Below are 16,977 nucleotides of genomic sequence, written 5' to 3' on the forward strand. Positions count from 1 at the left end.
CCCCCTCACGCCGAAACTAATAGCAGGGCAGCCGCCCACACAAGCAGTATCGTACCGGCAACCCGGCTGGCCACCCTGCCGCCGGTCTGTTTTTCGATCAGGGTGAACAGGCCGATCAGCGCCATCCAGAAGACGTTCATGGCGCCTACGGCAACCATCACCAGCATCAGCGCCCAGCAGCAACCGAGGCACCAGACGCCCTGCTCCAGTCCCAAACGGAAGATGCGGGCCGGCTTCGCGCTCCAGTTGGCGAACAGGATCGAGAACGGGTTGCGGCACTTTTCCAGGCATGCCTGTTTCAGGCCGCTGAACTGATAGAGGCCGGCCACGAGCAGCGCGGCGGCGCCGGCAATGCCGATGGCGGGATCGAGTATCCGGCCGGAACCGGCAAACGCGTAGACCGCGAGTGTCAACAGCGTAAAGCCCACTGATGCGCCAAGCCATGTGGCAAGGTATCCGGCAACAAGCACCAGCGGATGAGCGACGAGTTCGCCCTTGATCCTCGCCGTATCGGCGATTTCACAATAGGTGCGGATCAAGGGCGCCGCCGAAGGCAGCATCGTCGCCACGGCCATCAGGAACCACATCATCACCAGCGCCGGCGCTTGCAGGCCGGCCAGTCCGGCAAGCGGTGCCGGAGCGAGGCAAAGAGCGAAGAACCGGTCCAGGAAACCCGGCAACGGCAGGCTCGGCAGATTCTTCAGCAGCATGTCGCCGGGGCCGCCGACGGGGCTGTTTTCAGCGCCGCGGATCGCCATCGCGCCAAGCAGGAGCCAGGCAAGGCCTATCCCGACGCCGATCGTGAGCATGACCGTAAGGCGCGGGCTGCGCGCCACGCCTGCCGTCGCTCGGCCCGCCCGGTCGAGATGGCTGAAATCGTGCTGCTCACCACTCATGGCAATCGAATGGGCTGAATCGCCGCGTTGATCAAGCCGGCTGATCTGCCCTATATCCAGACAAAGGCCCGAAGGGTCGCCTCGCATTGTGGAAGCCTGGCGTGGAGCACAACGACAAAGCCCGCATCCTGGTTGCCGGCAGCGGTCCGGCCGGCTTGATCGCGGCGCTCGGCTTCGCCGAGGCCGGTTTCGGCGTGACGCTGGTCGGCCCCGAAGCCAACAGCGCCGACGGCCGCACCACCGCCCTCATGAATCCGGCGCTGAAGGTCCTTGAACGGCTGGGCGTCCTTGCCGAGCTGAAGCCGCAGGCCGCGCCGCTCAAGGTGATGCGCATCGTCGACGCCACCCGCCGGCTGATCCGAAGCCCGACCGTGACCTTTCGCGCCAGCGAGATCGGCGAGGAACAATTCGGGCTCAATTTGCCGAACAAGGATCTGATACCGATCCTCGCCAATGCCGTTTCGGCCCATCGCGGCGTCGAATGGCTGAAATCCACCGTCGAGTCATGGCGCCTCGACGCCGATCAGGCCCACGCCCGGCTGGCCGACGGCAGCGAAATCTCCGCGTCCCTGGCGGTTGCCGCCGACGGACGCCTGTCCCCGGCACGGGAAGCCGCCGGCATTCGCGCCTTTGCGCGGCCCTATCCGCAGTCGGCGCTCGTGCTCAATTTCGGCCACCGCAGCGAGCACGGCTTCGTTTCGACCGAGTTCCACACCGAGACAGGGCCGTTCACGCAGGTGCCGCTACCCGGCAGGCGTTCAAGCCTTGTCTGGGTGGTCAAGCCGGAAACGGCGCTGGAGCTTGCCGCGCTCGACGATGCAACCCTGTCGGAGCGTGTTGAGCAGCAGATGCAATCGATGCTTGGCCGCGTCTCGGTCGAGCCGGGTCGCCAGGTCTATCCCTTGTCGGCGGCCTCGCCCGGCCGTTTCGCGCAAAACCGCGTGGCGCTGGTTGGCGAGGCGGCGCACGTGTTTCCGCCGATCGGCGCCCAAGGCCTCAACCTCGGCATCAGGGATATCGACGATCTGATTGGAATCGCGAGTGAAAACAGCGCGGACCCCGGATCGCGAGGGAGCCTCGCCGTCTATGACACCAGGCGCCGGCCCGACATATGGGCGCGTAGCGGCGCGGTGAACCTGCTCAACATGTCGCTCCTGTCCGACATGCTGCCGGCGCAACTGGCGCGCAGCGCCGGCCTCAATGCGCTTGGCGGCTTCGCGCCGCTGCGCGCCTTCTTCATGCGCGAGGGACTGCGGCCCGGCAGCGGTTTTCGCGCGATTGCCGGCGGGTTAAGGAAAGAGGTCGGCCGCTAGGATTCCGTGCCGGATCGCGTAGAGCAGCGCGGTCACCGTCACCACTGAAAGGCATGTCGTGATCAGCACGCTGGCCGAAGCCCGCTGCACCCATACGTCATATTGCTGCGCGATCACGAAGACGTTGGTCGCCGTCGGCAGTGCCGCCAGCAGCATGGCGGAAAAGACCCAGGTCGGCGAGAAATTGCCGATCCAGCTCAGCACGACATAGCAAAGCAGCGGGTGGACGATAAGCTTCAGCCCGGCGATCAACGCCAGTTCATGCGGCACGCGGTTGAGCGGTCGGAGCGCCAGCGTCACCCCCATGGCAAACAGGGCGCAGGGCGCGGCCGCGCGGGCGAGATAGTCCAGGAAGCGATCGACAGGCAGCGGCGGGCGGAACTCCACATAGGCGGCGGCGACGCCAAGCGCCGTCGCGATGATGAAGGGATGCAGCGCGATCTTCTTCACGACGCCGAGCACCAGCTGGAGCGGCGGCGCCTTCTCCTTGCCCGACAACGCCATCATCATCGGCGCCACGGTGAAATGCACGATGTTCTCGAAGCAGAAGATCAGCGCCACCGGCACCGCCGCCTGCTCGCCGAACGCCAGCAAGGCAAGCCCCGGGCCCATATAGCCGATGTTGCCGTAAGCCGCGGCAAGGGCGGTGATCGTCGCCGGCGCGATCCCGCCGCGGGAAACGAAGACCGACCAGGCGAACATCAGTGTGAAGATCCCATAGGTGGCGATCAGCGAGCCAAGGATGAAGCTCCACTCCGTCAACTGCTCGAACGGTGTCTTGGCGAGCAACTGGAAGAACAGGGCCGGCAGCGCGACATAGACGATGAAAATGTTCATCCAGCCGAGCGCTTCCAGCGGCTGCCTGGTGATGCGCGCCACCAGGAAACCGACAAAGATCATGCCGAAGAATGGAAGGACGAGACCGATGACGTCAGACATTTTCGCTCGGGCAGAAAACTCCCGTGCGGGCTAACCCGTTGCTTCGGCTGAGGTCAAGGCGTTGGCTATTGAATTGCCGCCGCGCCTGCGCCAAATAGGCACCAAGCCGAAAGTCGGGGTCGATTTCTGGCCGGGTGACGTGTAAATTCAAGATCTTAGGCGCCTTGCGCGCAGCCACGACAGGCGCCTCGGAACAGCGCATGGCCCGAAAATCGGATCGATTTTCGAAGAGGATCATGCGCAAAACTAAAGTGCTGCAGCGTCCTTTGCGCGTCCGAGAGGACGCGCGGCGCTGCAGGTGGTGAACGTGATGAAAACGGCCAAATTCTCGATCGGACAAGTGGTTCGCCATAGGCTGTTTCCGTTCCGCGGCGTGATCTTCGACGTCGATCCCGAATTCGCCAACACCGAGGAATGGTACGAGGCCATTCCCGCCGACGTGCGTCCACGCAGGGACCAGCCTTTCTACCATCTCCTGGCGGAAAATTCGGAGACCGAGTACATCGCCTATGTGTCCGAGCAGAACCTGCTCGAGGACCGGTCGGGCGAACCGGTACGGCATCCGCAGATCGGCGAGATGTTCGACAAGCTGCCGGACGGCCGCTACGAGCCGAAACGCCAGTCGAAGCACTGAAGCCAACGAATGTCGCCCAACGCGCGCGGCGCGGCGACAACAAAAAAGCGGGGCATGTGCCCCGCTTTTTGTTCCGAGAAACGCGCTGACGCGATCAGTTCGCGGTCTTGGCCTTGTCCTGCTCGTCCTTGAGCTTCTTGGCGAAGTCCTGGTTGTTCTTGGCGACGAAGTCCTGCAGCTTCTTCTGCCGGTCCTCGATGTCCGACTGCTGCAGCGGCGGGCCGTCATAGGCGCCGCTGAAGCCGCTGAGCGCGATCTTGATTGGGTTCGGCTGGTTCTGGAAGTTGATCGAGGTGAGCGTGATGCCCTGCCCCTTCTTGAAGGAAGCGACGAGCTGGTCGCTCAGCGGCACTTCCGCCACGCAACGGTCCGGGAAGCAGATCACATAGTCGAGCTTCTGCGCCTTGCCGGCATCGATCTGCAGCGCAATGCCGGGAGGCACGAGGCGGCCGGTCGGGACCGTGACCTGGAAGACCTTGCGGTTCACCTTGCCCTTGAGCTCGATCAGGCTGACGCCGGTGACGAGCTGGCCGTTGCCGGCCGTGACGATGTTCTGCACATTGCAGATGTCGACGTCTTCCTGCTTGGTGCAGGCCTTGAACCAGCCCTGAGGAATCTGCGGCTGCTGTTGGGCCGAGGCGGTGACAAGCCCGGCGCCCAGAACGCCGACCACGCCTGCGGCCAGCACCGAAAGGCGGTACGCGTTGATCGTCATATGGTGCACTTTCCTCTCAAATGATCCCGGGGACCGGCTTCTTCGCGCCGTGTGGTCCAGCTACCTGTTGCCCAAATGAGGCAACAGGATGACTTCGGAGCGCGTGTTACACTGCCAGCGGCGCCGAATCCAGCCCGGTTTCCGCGATTTCTTCGCGGTTCCTCTCCCAATGGCGAGCGTCGGTCAGCGCGGGAGCGGCTGAACCCGATTCCCATTCGGGCACCGATTCAATCGGGTAAGGAAATGCTCTACGGTGCATGGCGAATCACAAAGCCGCCCGGCAAGGAGACGGTCATGGACCGCGTTCTCGTTCGGCTGATCGCCGCGACCTCGTTTCTGGCTCTTTCGCTCCTTCCGTCACAGTCGGAGCCGAAGCACGGCATAGCCATGCAAGGCGAGCCGGCACTGCCGCCCGACTATCAGCATTTCGACTACGTCAATCCGGACGCGCCGAAAGGCGGAAGCGTCACTTATTGCGTCGTCGGCTCCTTCGACAACCTCAACCCCTTCATCCTGAAAAGCCTGCGCACCACGGCGCGCGGCATGATCGACACCGTTTACGGCAATCTCGTCTTCGAGCCGCTGATGCAGCGCAGCTATGACGAGCCTTTCAGCCTCTATGGGCTGCTTGCCGACAGCGCCGACATGGATCCGGAGCGCAAGAGCATCGAGTTCCATCTCAACCCCAACGCAAAATGGTCGGACGGGCAGCCGGTGACGCCGGAGGACGTGCTGTTCACCTATGACGTCTTCACCGACAAGGGCCGCCCGCCCTACAGCGACCGCATGAGCATGATCGCCAAGCTGGAGAAGACCGGCGACCACAGCGTGAAATTCACCTTCAACGACAAGGCCAACCGAGAATTCCCGCTGATCGTCGCGCTGACGCCGATCGTCCCGAAGCATGCCTTCGACAAGGACACGTTCGACAAGACCACGCTGAAGCCGCTGATCGGCAGCGGGCCCTACACCGTGGACAAGGTGCTGCCGGGGCAGCGCATCGTCTTCAAGCGCAACCCGGGTTATTGGGGCAAGGACACTCCGTCGAAACGCGGCTTCGACAATTTCGACCAGATCACCATCGAGTATTTTCTGAACGCCAACGCCAAGACGGAAGCGTTCAAGAAAGGAATCTGCGCCCTCGACGACGAGACCGATCCGGTCAAGCGTGAGCGCGACATCGACTTTCCGGCCTTCCGAAGGGGCGACGTTAAGGAAGAATATTTCAACACCGGCATCCCCCCGGTGGTGACCGGCTTCCTGTTCAACACCAGGCTGCCGAAGTTCGCCAACCCGGTCGTGCGCCGCGCCCTCGGCATGCTCTTCGACTTCGAATGGGCGAACAAGAACCTGTTCGGCGGCAAGTTCAACCGCACCATGAGCTACTGGCAGAATTCCGAGCTGTCCGCGCTCGGCCACCCGGCCGACGACCGCGAAAAGGCGCTGCTTGCCCCCTATCCAGGCCGCGTGCCGCCAGATGTGATGGACGGCACCTGGCACCCACCCGTGACCGATGGTTCGGGTCAGGATCGCAAGGTGCTCAAAGCCGCCTTCGAATTGTTGAGGAGCGCCGGCTTCCGCGTGCAGGACGGCAAGATGCTCGACCCGCAGGGAAACCCCTTCAGCTTCGAGATCCTGACCTCGTCGCAGGATGAGGAGCGGCTGGCTTCCATCTACCAACGCACCCTGGAGAAGATCGGCATAGGCGTCGGCATCCGCACCCTCGACGGCGACCAGATCCAGTCGCGCAAGCAACGCTATGACTTCGAGGTACTGATCGGCACCAGCGGCTTCAGCAATTCGCTGTCGCCCGGCAGCGAGCAGCTCGGTCGCTGGGGATCGGTCGCCGCGAAGACGGAAGGATCGTTCAATCTCGCCGGCGTCGCCGATCCGGCGATCGACGCCGCGATCGACGCCATGTTGAACGCCCGCGCCAAGGAAGACTATGTCGCGGCGGTGCGCGTGCTCGACCGGCTGCTGATCTCAGGCAACTACATCGTGCCGATGCAATACAACACGCAGCAATGGCTCGCCTACTGGAGCTATCTGGAACATCCGCAAAAGACCCCCATATTCGGCTATCAGCTGCCGACCTGGTGGCGAAAGCCCAACTGATGCCAGAGCGTGATGCCGAAAAGTGTGAAGCGGTTTTCGGACGACATCATGCTTTATATCTCTTTGATTGAGAGCCGAACCCAATCGGGACCGAACAGGAGACGAGCATGAGCGCCGAGACCTCCATCACCGTCGATGTCGTGTCCGATGTCGTCTGCCCCTGGTGCTTCATCGGCCAGAAGCGGCTGGACAAGGCCATTGCTTCCGCAAGCGATATCGAGGTGCATGTCCGCTGGCGGCCGTTCCAGCTCGATCCGACCATCCCGCCTCAGGGCATGGATCGCCGCCAATACATGCTCGGCAAGTTCGGCAGCGAGGAACGCATCCAACAGATCCACGCGCGCATCGAGCCGCTCGGCGAGGCCGAGGGCATCCATTTTGCCTTTGGCGCCATCAAGGTCGCTGCCAACACGCTGGACGCTCATCGCGTCATCCGCTGGGCGGGCGCCGCGGGTGAAGATGTGCAGAACCGGCTGGTGCGCCGCCTCTTCCAGCTGAATTTCGAGGAAGGCGTGAACATCGGCGACCATGCCGTGCTGGTGAAGGCTGCTGGCGAGGCCGGCATGGATGCGTCGGTGGTCGAGACGCTGCTGCCGACCGATGCCGATGTCGAGGCAGTCCGCAACGAGATCGCCACCGCTTCGCGCATGGGCATCACCGGCGTGCCCTGCTTCCTGCTCGAAGGCAAATACGCGGTGATGGGCGCGCAGGATGCCGACACGCTTGCCGACGCCATCCGCCAGGTGGCTCAGGCCAAGGCGCGTGGCGAGCTGGAAACCGCGAGCTGAATAATCCGTCAGCGCAATCGGGACGGAAGGTTACGGCGAAGCCGCCGTACCTGACGCCATGCGCTTTCCTGGAATCGTGCTCCTACTTCGCGGTCGCTTTGGCCTTGCTCAGGAAGAACCCATGACCATCGCCGCCCGTGCAGCTTAGCCCCTTTGTCGACGACTGGCAGGAAAACGGCCCCCTGCTCCAGCTGTTGCCGTAGCCAAGCTTGGTTACGTCGCCGCAACAGCCCTGCTCGCCGGGATTCTTGATCAGTGTCGCTGGGCCTTTAGGCCCCAATATCACGGTCACGTAGCTCGGCTCGACGCGCGAGCAGGAAAGCTCCGGCCCGCCATCCCGCGGCTGGTAGGTGCTGGTGCCGCCCTTCGGCGTATAGATTCAGCCAATATTGCCGGACGGGGTGTTGAACTCGATCTGGCCCCCGGCGCTTGCCGGAATGCTCTGGCTGGCGGCATGTGCCGCGGACATCCAGGTGAAAACGGTGAGCAGCGCGGCCGCAACTGAACGTGCAGGCATGTCATCCCCCTCCGACATAGACCAACATCTGGCAGGTTCGGCCCGCTGGGCCACGTTGTCAAACCCCGTTCCGTCTCGAAACACGATCTGGTGAATCGCCTTCTACGCCGCGCCGAGCTAGAATCGCGTGGGTTTAGCTGATTTGAGGGGGCACTGAATGGCCGTCAGGCGTCGCGCATTGTTGCTATTGTGCTTGCCTTTCGCCCTCGGGCTTCCGCTGGCATTGCAGCGCGTGTCCGCCGAGGAGGCCGTCATGTCGGCCACCTTCGAAGGCAAACCCTGGACAGCGTCCTTTACCTTGGCCCAGACGATGCAGATGGGCGGCAAGCCGATGCTGAACCTGTCGGGGACGGAACAGGGCTCGCCGACCATGACCTTCAATTCGATGCTGGTCTTGAAGGATCCGAACGACCTTGCCGGCAGCTATGCGCTCAAGGCCGGCTCAGCCGCGAATAGCGCCAACTTCAACATCCTCGATTCCGGCGCCATGGTCGGCCATGTCCGTTTCGGCAGCGGCGAGATCGTCATCGACAGATACGACGCTGCCAGCAAGACCATTTCCGGCCATTTCAACGCCTCCGGAAAAGACGAATCGGGAAAACCTGAAGAGCTCACTGACGGTAAGTTTTCGGGCATTCCGGTCACCGCGCAGTAGCCATTTCGGCTGATCGGCGCCTCTTTTTCGTTCACAAACCCGTGTTTTTCGCTTCCGTAAGGGAAGCTTTTCGCCACTTGGCGCAATCACTGTTAACGCGCTGGAATAAAAGACGAAATCGGCGCGATTGATGGTCAATCGGCGCTGCCCGCCTGTTGCCATCGCGCCACGGCGGGTAACCCTGTTCACATTCCCCGGCAGAAAATTAATGGAAAATGATCAATTGGTGTTACCCTGTGTAACAAAACTAGAAAGGTTTGGGCGGGATCGTGACTGGGGTCGGTAGACCGCGACGTACAGTACCGGAGCAAACATCCAACGAGGCAAGGACCTCGTCCCTGACGCCGGTATCGTCGATGCGTACATTCTGGGGGCTGATGCGAGCCTACTGGTTCTCTGACCGGTGGAAGGAAGCCTGGACCCTCACCATCGTCATCGCGCTGCTGACGGCATTGTCCAGCAAGGCTGGCGTCTGGTTTGCCGTGGCGCTGGGCGAGCTGGGCAATTCGATCGCCTTCCTCCACGACGCCGCCAACACCCATCCGTTGCAGACCATCCTGACCAATGCCGGCATATTGGTGCTGCTGGTCGTGCTGAAGGATGCCGTCTTCACCGGCGTGCGCAATCTCGTTTCAACGACCTTGCACCGCAAATGGCGGGGTTGGCTGAACAATCAGTTCAACCAGGCCCTGCTCGACGGGAACCACACCCATTTCCATGCCCAGCACGGTTCGGCCGCCGGCGGCATCGTCGCTCCGGACAACATCGACCAGCGCATCCAGGAATCGATCAAGGATATGACCGGCGGCGCGATCGGGCTTGCCATGGGTGTGCTGGGTGTAGCGACTTCGCTCTATTTCATCGGCGAAAACCTGATCGGGTCCTCGGTGGAGGTCAAGGGCCTGGAATTCCTGGGCAGCTACGGCACCGCCGTGCTGGCTTTCCTCGCCGTCGCTACCTACGTGCCGCTGAACACCTGGATCGCGGTCAAGCTCGGCCGCCTGCTCGAGCGGCTCAATGTGCGCATGCAGCAGGCCGAGGGCAGCTACCGCAGCGAGCTGACGACATTCCTGCGCCGCAGCTTCCACGTCGCCGCCTCGCATGGCGAGGGCGTGCAGAAGTCGATGCATGACCGGCTCTATGTCGACATCGACAAGACATGGGGGCGGCTCAACGTCGTCAACACCAGCTACACGTCGTTCGAGCTGATCTACAATTTCGTCGGCGCCCGCATCGTTGCCTACGCGCCGGGCCTCGTGTCGTTCATCCACAACCGCCTTGACTACAAGGGCTACATCACCGGCTCCGAAATGGTCGCCCAGTTGATCAGCCAATGCTCGTGGTTCATCCATGTGATGCCGGCGATCGCGACGCTCAGGGCCAACAGCCAGCGCGTCACCGAACTCGCCAACGCCATCGAGAGCGTCCAGCATCCGCGCGAATTCTATCAGCAGACCGGCCGCTCCGACTTCGGCTACGCCGCCCAGAACCCGGTGTTCGGCTTGACCATCCAGAAGCTCGAACTGGCGCATCAGGGCGAGGACGCGACGCCGTTCCTCAGCGCCGCCAATTTGCGTTTCCGCCGCGGCGAATGGACCTTCCTCAAGGGCGAGTCCGGCTGCGGCAAGACTTCGCTGATCAAGGCGATCAACGGCCTGTGGCCATATGGCCGCGGCACCATCGTGTTCCCTGAGGGCGTGACGAGCTTCTACGCTGCCCAGGAGGTCAAGCTGCAGCAGGTCTCGCTGAAGCAGCTCGTCTGCCTGCCGGGTTCCGAGCACGACCATGGCGACATGCAGGTCGCGGCGGCCCTGCACAAGGCCGGCCTCGGCGACTTCATCGAACATCTGGCCGACGAGAGCCGCGAGGGCAAGATCTGGGATCAGGTGCTTTCGGGCGGCCAGAAGCAGAAGCTGGTGGTCGCGCGCATCATCCTGCAGCAGCCCGGGCTTCTGTTCCTCGACGAGGCGACCGGCGCGCTCGATCCCGAAGGCAAGGTCGCTTTCCACCAGGCGATCAAGGACAATTGCCCGAATGTCACCGTCATCAGCGTCATGCACGAGGCGGTGGCGCCGCGCTCGCTTTCCGGCGAGGAATTCTATCACAGCGTGGTTTCGATCGCCGACGGCGTCGCCACCAAGAAGCCGCTTGCGCCCAGCCTGCCGCGCGAGCTCACCACCATTCTCGCGCAGCCGCGGCCTGTCGAGGACAAGTGGCTTCGCTTCCGCCGGCTGAAGCAGAAATAGCAATCATACCAAGTCTTTGGGCGAGACGATGTCTACGCCGATCACAGTCTCGCGATCCAGCGCTATCCGCGTGCGTTTTCCAATGTTCCGCGATTGACTCGGCAAAAACCGCTCCTATGTTGCGCCCGCTTGCAGAATTCAACCTACAGCCCCGCGCGTCACTTGGACGCGCAAAGGACGCTGTAGAAACTTAGAATTTGCGCATGATCCTTTCCGAAAATCGAAAGCCGATTTTCGGGATCATGCGCGAAGCCCGCGAGCAGAAAGGTCAACCCGCCATGCCTGGCGACAGTCACAGTCGAACGCAACCGCCGTCCGCCCTGACGTGACCTGACGGCTCACGTCCTGCCGGACGGCAAGGAGTGAGCCATGAACGAATTCGCACCCGTATCGGACGACGAAGCCGTCGCCGTCGCGCGTGTTCTTGCCAACGATCACGTCGCCGACGTCGTCGAAGCCCTCAACCGTGAGCCCCGCGAGACAGCCATCGAGCTGCTCTGCGCCGTGCCGTTCGAGCGGCTGGTCGAGATTTTCGACCAGCCGGAGCTCGAAGCAGCGCCGGAACTCGCCGAAGCCCTGCCCCGCCCGAGGGCAAGCAAGCTTCTGACCGCGATGTCAGTCGACCGTGCCGCCGACATTCTGCGCGAGCTGGACGAGCCGGCCCGCTCGGAACTGCTCGGCGCCTTGGCGCCGCCGCTGCGCGCGACGCTGCTGTCCATCCTGGGATATCCCGAAGGCAGCGCCGCCTCGATCATGACGACGGAATTCGTCAGCGTGCCCTCGGACTGGACGGTCGGGCGCACGCTCGACTACATCCGCAAGGTCGAGCGCACGCGCGAAACCATCTACGCCATCTACATCGTCGATCCGGAGACGCAGCTCCTGCTGCGGGCGACCGGATTGCGCCGGTTGATCACCGGCAATCCGGAAGATCCGATCCTGTCGGTGGCGCCCGATCGTGTGCCGGTGACGGTGACGCCGCTCACCGATCGCGAGAACCTGGCGCAGACCATCTCGAAATACGACCTGCTCGCCTTGCCGGTGGTCGACCATGGCAGGATCCTCGGCATCGTCACCGTCGACGACATCATCGACACGATGATCGAGGAGACGACCGAGGACGTGCATCGCTTCGGCGGCATGGAGGCGCTGGACGAGCCCTATATGCAGATGAGCTTCCTCGCCATGATCCAGAAGCGCGGCGGCTGGCTCTGCGCGTTGTTCCTCAGCGAGATGCTGACGGCCAACGCCATGCAGAGCTACGAGGGCGAGCTGGAGAAGGCGATTGTGCTGACGCTGTTCATCCCGCTGATCATGAGTTCCGGCGGCAACTCCGGCTCGCAGGCGACGTCGCTCGTCATCCGCGCGCTGGCGCTACGCGAGATCGGGCTGCGCGACTGGTGGCGGGTGGCCTTGCGCGAGTTGCCGACCGGGGTGGTGCTCGGCTCGATCCTCGGCATCGTCGGCATCTGCCGCATCGCGCTCTGGCAGTATTTCGGCTTCTACGACTACGGCCCGCACTGGATGCTGATCGCGGCAACGGTGGGCGCGGCGCTTGTCGGCATCGTCACCTTCGGCTCGCTGTCGGGATCGATGCTGCCCTTCGCGCTGAAGCGCATCGGCTTCGACCCGGCGAACGCCTCGGCGCCGTTCGTCGCCACGCTGGTCGATGTCACCGGGCTGGTGATCTACTTCTCGGTGGCGCTGGTGATCCTGCGCGGCACGCTGCTTTAGAGCAATCCGAGGGAAAGTGTGAGCGGTTAAGTTCGGCGGCTTCGCCGTAACCTTCCGTCCGGAATTGCGTAAAAACAAAGAGATCGAGCGGTTCGCCGTTTCCGTGAAACGGTGAAACGCTCTGGACTTGGGTACCGTCGCCGGCTTTGCCGGCGGCGGCTTCCTGATCCGCGGCTTAGACCCGTTCGCCGTTCTTCACGCGATAGGTCGGCTTGTACATCGTCACCAGTTCCTCGGCCGCCGTCGGATGCACGGCCATGGTGCGGTCGAAATCGTCCTTGGTCAGACCCGCCTTCAGCGGAATGCCGAGAAGCTGCGCCATCTCACCGGCATCGGGACCCAGAATATGGGCGCCGATCACTTTCCTGGACGCACTGTCGACCACCAGCTTCATCAGCATCTTCTCGTCGCGGCCGGACAGCGTGTGCCGCATCGGACGGAACGATGCGCGATAGATCTCGACATCGGGGTAGCGCTTGATCGCGTCGTCCTCCGAGAGGCCGACGGTGCCGATCTCCGGCTGCGAGAACACCGCCGTCGGAATGGTATCGTGGTCCGGCGCGGTCGGATTGTTCTTGAAGGCGGTCTCGATGAAGCACATCGCCTCATGAATCGCGACCGGCGTCAGTTGCACGCGATGGGTGACGTCGCCGATCGCCCAGATGTGGTCGACATTGGTGCGCGAATATTTGTCGACCATGATCGCGCCCGTCTTACCGAGCTCCACGCCAACGCCTTCCAGGCCCATATTCTCGGTGTTGGGAATACGACCGATCGCCAGCATCACCTGGTCGACCGTCAGGGTTTGGCCGGAAGACAGCAACACGTCGAGTCTACCCTCCGGCGTCTTGCGCACCCATTCCGAAACCGCGGGGCAGAGGATCTTGATCCCCTTCTTCTCCATGGTCTCGTGCAGCGAACGGCGCAGATCCATGTCGAAGCGGCTCAGGATCTCCTGGCCGCGATAGACCAGCGTGGTGTCGACGCCTAGGCCATGGAAGATGTTGGCGAATTCGACGGCGATGTAGCCGCCGCCCTCGATCATGATCGCTTTCGGCAATTGCTTCAGATCGAAGGCCTCGTTGGAGAAGATGCAGTATTCATGGCCTGACAGCGCCGGATGCGGCGCCGGACGTCCGCCGGTCGCGATCAGGATCTGGTCGGCGCTGACCGTGCGGTCCTCGGCAACCAGATAGATGCTGTGGTGGTCGACGAGCACGGCGCGCGAGTGAAAGGTCTCGCCGCCGGAGCCCTCGACATTCCTCTTGTAGATCGCCTCGAGCCGCGCGATCTCCTTGTCCTTGTTGGCGACCAGCGTTTGCCAGTCGAAGCTCGCCTCGGGCACGGTCCAGCCATAGCCGGCGGCGTCGGCAAAATGCTCGGGAAATTGCGAGGCATAGACATAGAGCTTCTTCGGCACGCAGCCGCGGATGACGCAGGTGCCGCCGAAGCGGTATTCCTCGGCGATGGCGACGCGCTTGCCGAGAGCGGCCGCCACCCGGGCCGCCCTCACCCCGCCCGAGCCGCCGCCGATGACGAACAGATCATAGTCATAACCAGCCATCGCGTAAGCTCCTGCGGATGAGAAAGACGGGTCACAGGTAGGCTGCAAAGCGGCAAAAGAAAAGCCCGGGCAAGCCCGGGCTTTGTGGTCCAGCAGTCGTCGGCCGGCAGACGCGGATCAGTTCTGCGAGTCGTCAGCAGGGGCAGAATTGTCGGCGGGCGCCGAATTGTCCGCCGGAGCGGAACCGTCGGCGGGCGCAGTGGCGTCCGGAGCCGGCGCTGCCGGCGCCGCGGCCTTGGCTGCCGCGGCAAGCGTCTCTCCGACCTGCTGCGCGAGATCGCGGGCAACGCCATTCTGCCAGATGTCGGCCGCCTTCACGAGATCACGCGTCACCGCGGGGCCGCTGTCCAGCAGCTTCTTGCCGGCATCGGAACTATAGAAGGTGGCGATATCGTTGAGGTCCTTCTCGGAGAACACCTTGGCATAGGCGAGCGCCGCCTCCTTTTCGAGGTCGGCACGCCGCGAAGCCATGCCGAGCGCCTTCTCGGTCACGGTCTTGCCGATCAGCTCCTGCATGTCGGGGTTCTTCTGGATGAGCTGCGATTCCAGCGCAGCCGCCGCCTGCGGCAGGATATTGTCGAACGAGTCCGTAGCGTGGATCGCGGCGACAGCCGCGCGGGCGGCCTTCAGATGCGATTCGCTGACGTCCTGCGCAAACACCGGCGAGGACAGCGCAAGGACGGCCGAGGCCGCCAGAAGTGTCGAAAGGCGGCGAACTCGTTTAGGCAACATCATAGTCGGTAGAACTCCCTGGTTTCAGGCTGCATGGACGGTTTCGATACCGTCGCCGCCGGCGATGATGGCCGTTGACGCCAGCCCGATGAATAGACCGTGCTCGACAACGCCAGGAATGGCGAAGAGAGCATTCGAAAGCGCTCTTGTATCCGGAATGCGGCCAAAAGATGCATCGAGGATAAAGTGGCCGCCGTCTGTAACAAATGGCTGGCCCCCCGTCATCCTCAATGTAACCGGGCCGGAAAGCCCGAGCTCTGCCGCCGCGGCGCCGATCGCGATCTCGGTGGCGCGCAGGCCGAATTTGTTGACCTCGATCGGCAGCGGGAACCGGCCGAGGGTTGCGACCATCTTGGACTTGTCGGCAATGACGATCATGCGCCCGGACGCCGCCGCGACGATCTTCTCGCGCAGCAGCGCGCCGCCGCCGCCCTTGATCAGTGTCAGGTCCGGATCGACCTCGTCGGCGCCGTCGACGGTGAGGTCGAGCTCCGGCGTTTCTTCCAGTGTAGACAGCGGCACGCCGAGCTGGCGGCAGAGTGCCGCGGTTCGCTCCGAAGTCGGCACGCCGATGACTTCGAGGCCGGTCGCAACCTTCTCGGCCAAGAGCCGCACGAATTCTTCCGCCGTGGTGCCGGTGCCGATGCCGAGCCGCATGCCGCTGCCGACATGGGCCAGCGCTGCCCGCGCGGCTTCGACCTTCAACTGCCTTGCATCCATAAGGAGCCCCGATTTTGCCGGTTTCGCGCGCCTCCTAGCATTTTTGCCTGTCGCGTCAAAGGTTCGCCCTCAAAGGCCCCCATCAAATGCCGCGCTGTGGACCGATCGAGGCTTCTTGCTTGAACCCGGCCCAACCTGTATCGGCTGCGGCAATTCAATCGCTACAGGAACTACCCATGCCGCGCCCGATCATCGTCTTCGACCTGGATGGAACACTGGTCGATACGGCGCCGGACCTGCTCGACAGCCTCAACCACAGCCTGGCGGCAAGCGACCTCGCCGCTGTCGACGAGACCGGTTTCAGGCGCTTCGTCGGCCATGGCGGACGCGTCATGATCGAACGCGCGCATGCCGCGCAGAACAAGGCGCTGGTGGCGGAAGAGCACGACCGGCTGCTGACGCTGTTTCTCGACCATTACACGCTGAACATTCCAGGCAAATCCCAGCCCTACCCTGGCGTCGTTGCCGCGCTCGACCGTTTTCAGGCCGCCGGCTACCTGATGGCGGTCTGCACCAACAAATACGAAGCCAATTCCGTGGCGCTGATCGGCGCGCTCGGCCTGTCGAACTATTTTGCCGCGATCTGCGGCCAGGACACGTTCGCCTTCCGCAAGCCCGATCCGCGCCATCTCACCGAGACGATCCGCCTGGCCGGCGGCGATCCGCACAGCGCCGTGATGGTCGGCGATTCGCAGACCGACATCGACACCGCCAAGGCGGCCGGCATTCCCGTGGTCGCGGTCGATTTCGGCTACACCGATCGCCATGTGCGCGAATTCGAACCCACGCTGGTGATCTCGCATTTCGACACGCTGACGCCGGACCTGGCGGAGCGGTTAATCGCGGCGGCACGCTGAGCCGGCGCTAAATCGCACCGGCAGAAAGTCGGGCAAATCAAACCGAGGAATAACCTCGGCGCATCGCCTTGACTTCGCGCATCCGCCTACCTTATATCGCGGCTCGCTTCGGCCTTCGGGCCGCAGGCGGGCGATTAGCTCAGCGGGAGAGCACACCCTTCACACGGGTGGGGTCGCAGGTTCAATCCCTGCATCGCCCACCATCCAACTCCCTGTATATGTTGGATGATCCGGCCCAAAGAGTTTCTCAAGCATTGCTGCATACATGCTTGGGCATGGATGCATGCCAACGCCTAAATCAGCCCTCTTCGCACATTCATACTCGTCACGGCCGTCACCAGAACGGCGCCGGTCATGAAATAGAGCGTGGCTATGATGTGGCCTTGGTGGAAATGCAGCCCGGCGAATAGCAGGGCGGTGACCACGGCAAGGAAGGCGATGACGCGCGAGAATGCATCGGGCATGGGACGACCTTGTGCAATGTGTTGAGTGGCCGCCCTCATTCAGCCGCATGCTCCATAGAGCGGTTTTCGATTTTTCGCAATCGGCTCG

Annotated in this window: 16 protein-coding genes and 1 tRNA gene; 9 read left to right on the plus strand and 8 right to left on the minus strand. The window is 63.0% G+C overall.

The annotated features are described in order from the left end of the window. Positions 1–5 precede the first annotated feature (5 nt). Complete coding sequence (locus WDX12_RS27005; RefSeq protein ID WP_434722634.1) at positions 6–896, minus strand: DUF2182 domain-containing protein; 891 nt, start codon at positions 894–896, stop codon at positions 6–8. A 101-nt stretch (positions 897–997) separates the two neighbouring features. Between WDX12_RS27005 and WDX12_RS27010 the strand changes: the two genes are divergently transcribed. After that, on the plus strand, positions 998–2,209 hold the full coding sequence (locus WDX12_RS27010) for a UbiH/UbiF family hydroxylase (protein WP_434722635.1): 1,212 nt from the start codon (positions 998–1,000) through the stop codon (positions 2,207–2,209). Here the strand turns inward: WDX12_RS27010 and WDX12_RS27015 are convergent. Continuing rightward, on the minus strand, positions 2,186–3,148 hold the full coding sequence (locus WDX12_RS27015) for an AEC family transporter (RefSeq protein ID WP_434722636.1): 963 nt from the start codon (positions 3,146–3,148) through the stop codon (positions 2,186–2,188). The two genes, WDX12_RS27010 and WDX12_RS27015, sit on opposite strands and share 24 nt — an antisense overlap. A 310-nt stretch (positions 3,149–3,458) precedes the next feature. Between WDX12_RS27015 and hspQ the strand changes: the two genes are divergently transcribed. Beyond that, positions 3,459–3,782 (plus strand): heat shock protein HspQ, encoded by a 324-nt coding sequence (gene hspQ, locus WDX12_RS27020; RefSeq protein WP_164772605.1) that lies wholly within the window; start codon positions 3,459–3,461, stop codon positions 3,780–3,782. Between the two features lie 94 nt (positions 3,783–3,876). Here hspQ and WDX12_RS27025 read toward each other — a convergent pair whose 3' ends face one another. Beyond that, complete coding sequence (locus WDX12_RS27025; protein WP_320295623.1) at positions 3,877–4,497, minus strand: invasion associated locus B family protein; 621 nt, start codon at positions 4,495–4,497, stop codon at positions 3,877–3,879. Between the two features lie 294 nt (positions 4,498–4,791). Between WDX12_RS27025 and WDX12_RS27030 the strand changes: the two genes are divergently transcribed. After that, on the plus strand, positions 4,792–6,612 hold the full coding sequence (locus tag WDX12_RS27030) for an extracellular solute-binding protein (protein ID WP_434722637.1): 1,821 nt from the start codon (positions 4,792–4,794) through the stop codon (positions 6,610–6,612). Positions 6,613–6,719: 107 nt separating this feature from the next. Next, positions 6,720–7,400, plus strand: a complete 681-nt coding sequence (locus WDX12_RS27035; RefSeq protein WP_320295625.1) for a DsbA family oxidoreductase — start codon at positions 6,720–6,722, stop codon at positions 7,398–7,400. A 379-nt stretch (positions 7,401–7,779) separates the two neighbouring features. Here the strand turns inward: WDX12_RS27035 and WDX12_RS27040 are convergent, their stop codons facing one another. Then, positions 7,780–7,917 (minus strand): hypothetical protein, encoded by a 138-nt coding sequence (locus WDX12_RS27040; RefSeq protein WP_434722638.1) that lies wholly within the window; start codon positions 7,915–7,917, stop codon positions 7,780–7,782. 253 nt (positions 7,918–8,170) lie between these two features. On the opposite strand from WDX12_RS27040, the gene WDX12_RS27045 reads away from it, so the two are divergent. The 3 genes from WDX12_RS27045 (at position 8,171) to mgtE (ending at position 12,552) form a co-directional block, all read left to right on the plus strand. Beyond that, positions 8,171–8,572: a DUF6252 family protein gene (locus WDX12_RS27045; RefSeq protein ID WP_320295627.1), complete on the plus strand. Its 402-nt coding sequence runs from the start codon at positions 8,171–8,173 to the stop codon at positions 8,570–8,572. Positions 8,573–8,928: 356 nt separating this feature from the next. Continuing rightward, positions 8,929–10,818 (plus strand): ABC transporter ATP-binding protein/permease, encoded by a 1,890-nt coding sequence (locus tag WDX12_RS27050; protein WP_434722639.1) that lies wholly within the window; start codon positions 8,929–8,931, stop codon positions 10,816–10,818. A gap of 369 nt (positions 10,819–11,187) precedes the next feature. Beyond that, positions 11,188–12,552: a magnesium transporter gene (gene mgtE, locus WDX12_RS27055; RefSeq protein ID WP_434722640.1), complete on the plus strand. Its 1,365-nt coding sequence runs from the start codon at positions 11,188–11,190 to the stop codon at positions 12,550–12,552. A gap of 175 nt (positions 12,553–12,727) precedes the next feature. Here mgtE and gor read toward each other — a convergent pair whose 3' ends face one another. From gor to rpiA, 3 genes are all read right to left on the minus strand, one after another. Next, on the minus strand, positions 12,728–14,116 hold the full coding sequence (gene gor, locus WDX12_RS27060) for a glutathione-disulfide reductase (protein ID WP_434722641.1): 1,389 nt from the start codon (positions 14,114–14,116) through the stop codon (positions 12,728–12,730). A 117-nt stretch (positions 14,117–14,233) separates the two neighbouring features. Continuing rightward, positions 14,234–14,851 (minus strand): DUF2059 domain-containing protein, encoded by a 618-nt coding sequence (locus WDX12_RS27065; RefSeq protein WP_320295631.1) that lies wholly within the window; start codon positions 14,849–14,851, stop codon positions 14,234–14,236. A 21-nt stretch (positions 14,852–14,872) separates the two neighbouring features. Next, positions 14,873–15,568 (minus strand): ribose-5-phosphate isomerase RpiA, encoded by a 696-nt coding sequence (gene rpiA, locus WDX12_RS27070; RefSeq protein ID WP_434722642.1) that lies wholly within the window; start codon positions 15,566–15,568, stop codon positions 14,873–14,875. Between the two features lie 176 nt (positions 15,569–15,744). Between rpiA and WDX12_RS27075 the strand changes: the two genes are divergently transcribed. Together WDX12_RS27075 and WDX12_RS27080 are read left to right on the plus strand one after the other, a co-directional pair. Next, entirely contained in the window at positions 15,745–16,425 is a 681-nt protein-coding gene (locus WDX12_RS27075; protein WP_434722643.1) for a phosphoglycolate phosphatase, read from the plus strand. A gap of 128 nt (positions 16,426–16,553) precedes the next feature. Further along, positions 16,554–16,628, plus strand: a tRNA-Val gene (locus WDX12_RS27080). Between the two features lie 90 nt (positions 16,629–16,718). Here WDX12_RS27080 and WDX12_RS27085 read toward each other — a convergent pair. After that, positions 16,719–16,889 (minus strand): hypothetical protein, encoded by a 171-nt coding sequence (locus tag WDX12_RS27085; RefSeq protein ID WP_320295634.1) that lies wholly within the window; start codon positions 16,887–16,889, stop codon positions 16,719–16,721. Positions 16,890–16,977: the final 88 nt, after the last annotated feature.

It is taken from the genome of Mesorhizobium sp. RIZ17 (assembly GCF_051127865.1).
Taxonomy (GTDB): domain Bacteria; phylum Pseudomonadota; class Alphaproteobacteria; order Rhizobiales; family Rhizobiaceae; genus Mesorhizobium; species Mesorhizobium humile.

Coding starts and splice junctions, on each gene's coding strand:
- mgtE (WP_434722640.1), top strand. CDS start 11,188: ATGAACGAATTCGCACCCGTATCGGACGACGAAGCCGTCGCCGTCGCG.
- hspQ (WP_164772605.1), top strand. CDS start 3,459: ATGAAAACGGCCAAATTCTCGATCGGACAAGTGGTTCGCCATAGGCTG.
- WDX12_RS27030 (WP_434722637.1), top strand. CDS start 4,792: ATGGACCGCGTTCTCGTTCGGCTGATCGCCGCGACCTCGTTTCTGGCT.
- WDX12_RS27085 (WP_320295634.1), bottom strand. CDS start 16,889: ATGCCCGATGCATTCTCGCGCGTCATCGCCTTCCTTGCCGTGGTCACC.
- WDX12_RS27045 (WP_320295627.1), top strand. CDS start 8,171: ATGTCGGCCACCTTCGAAGGCAAACCCTGGACAGCGTCCTTTACCTTG.
- WDX12_RS27005 (WP_434722634.1), bottom strand. CDS start 896: ATGAGTGGTGAGCAGCACGATTTCAGCCATCTCGACCGGGCGGGCCGA.
- WDX12_RS27075 (WP_434722643.1), top strand. CDS start 15,745: ATGCCGCGCCCGATCATCGTCTTCGACCTGGATGGAACACTGGTCGAT.
- rpiA (WP_434722642.1), bottom strand. CDS start 15,568: ATGGATGCAAGGCAGTTGAAGGTCGAAGCCGCGCGGGCAGCGCTGGCC.
- WDX12_RS27015 (WP_434722636.1), bottom strand. CDS start 3,148: ATGTCTGACGTCATCGGTCTCGTCCTTCCATTCTTCGGCATGATCTTT.
- WDX12_RS27040 (WP_434722638.1), bottom strand. CDS start 7,917: ATGCCTGCACGTTCAGTTGCGGCCGCGCTGCTCACCGTTTTCACCTGG.
- WDX12_RS27050 (WP_434722639.1), top strand. CDS start 8,929: ATGCGTACATTCTGGGGGCTGATGCGAGCCTACTGGTTCTCTGACCGG.
- WDX12_RS27065 (WP_320295631.1), bottom strand. CDS start 14,851: ATGATGTTGCCTAAACGAGTTCGCCGCCTTTCGACACTTCTGGCGGCC.
- gor (WP_434722641.1), bottom strand. CDS start 14,116: ATGGCTGGTTATGACTATGATCTGTTCGTCATCGGCGGCGGCTCGGGC.
- WDX12_RS27025 (WP_320295623.1), bottom strand. CDS start 4,497: ATGACGATCAACGCGTACCGCCTTTCGGTGCTGGCCGCAGGCGTGGTC.
- WDX12_RS27035 (WP_320295625.1), top strand. CDS start 6,720: ATGAGCGCCGAGACCTCCATCACCGTCGATGTCGTGTCCGATGTCGTC.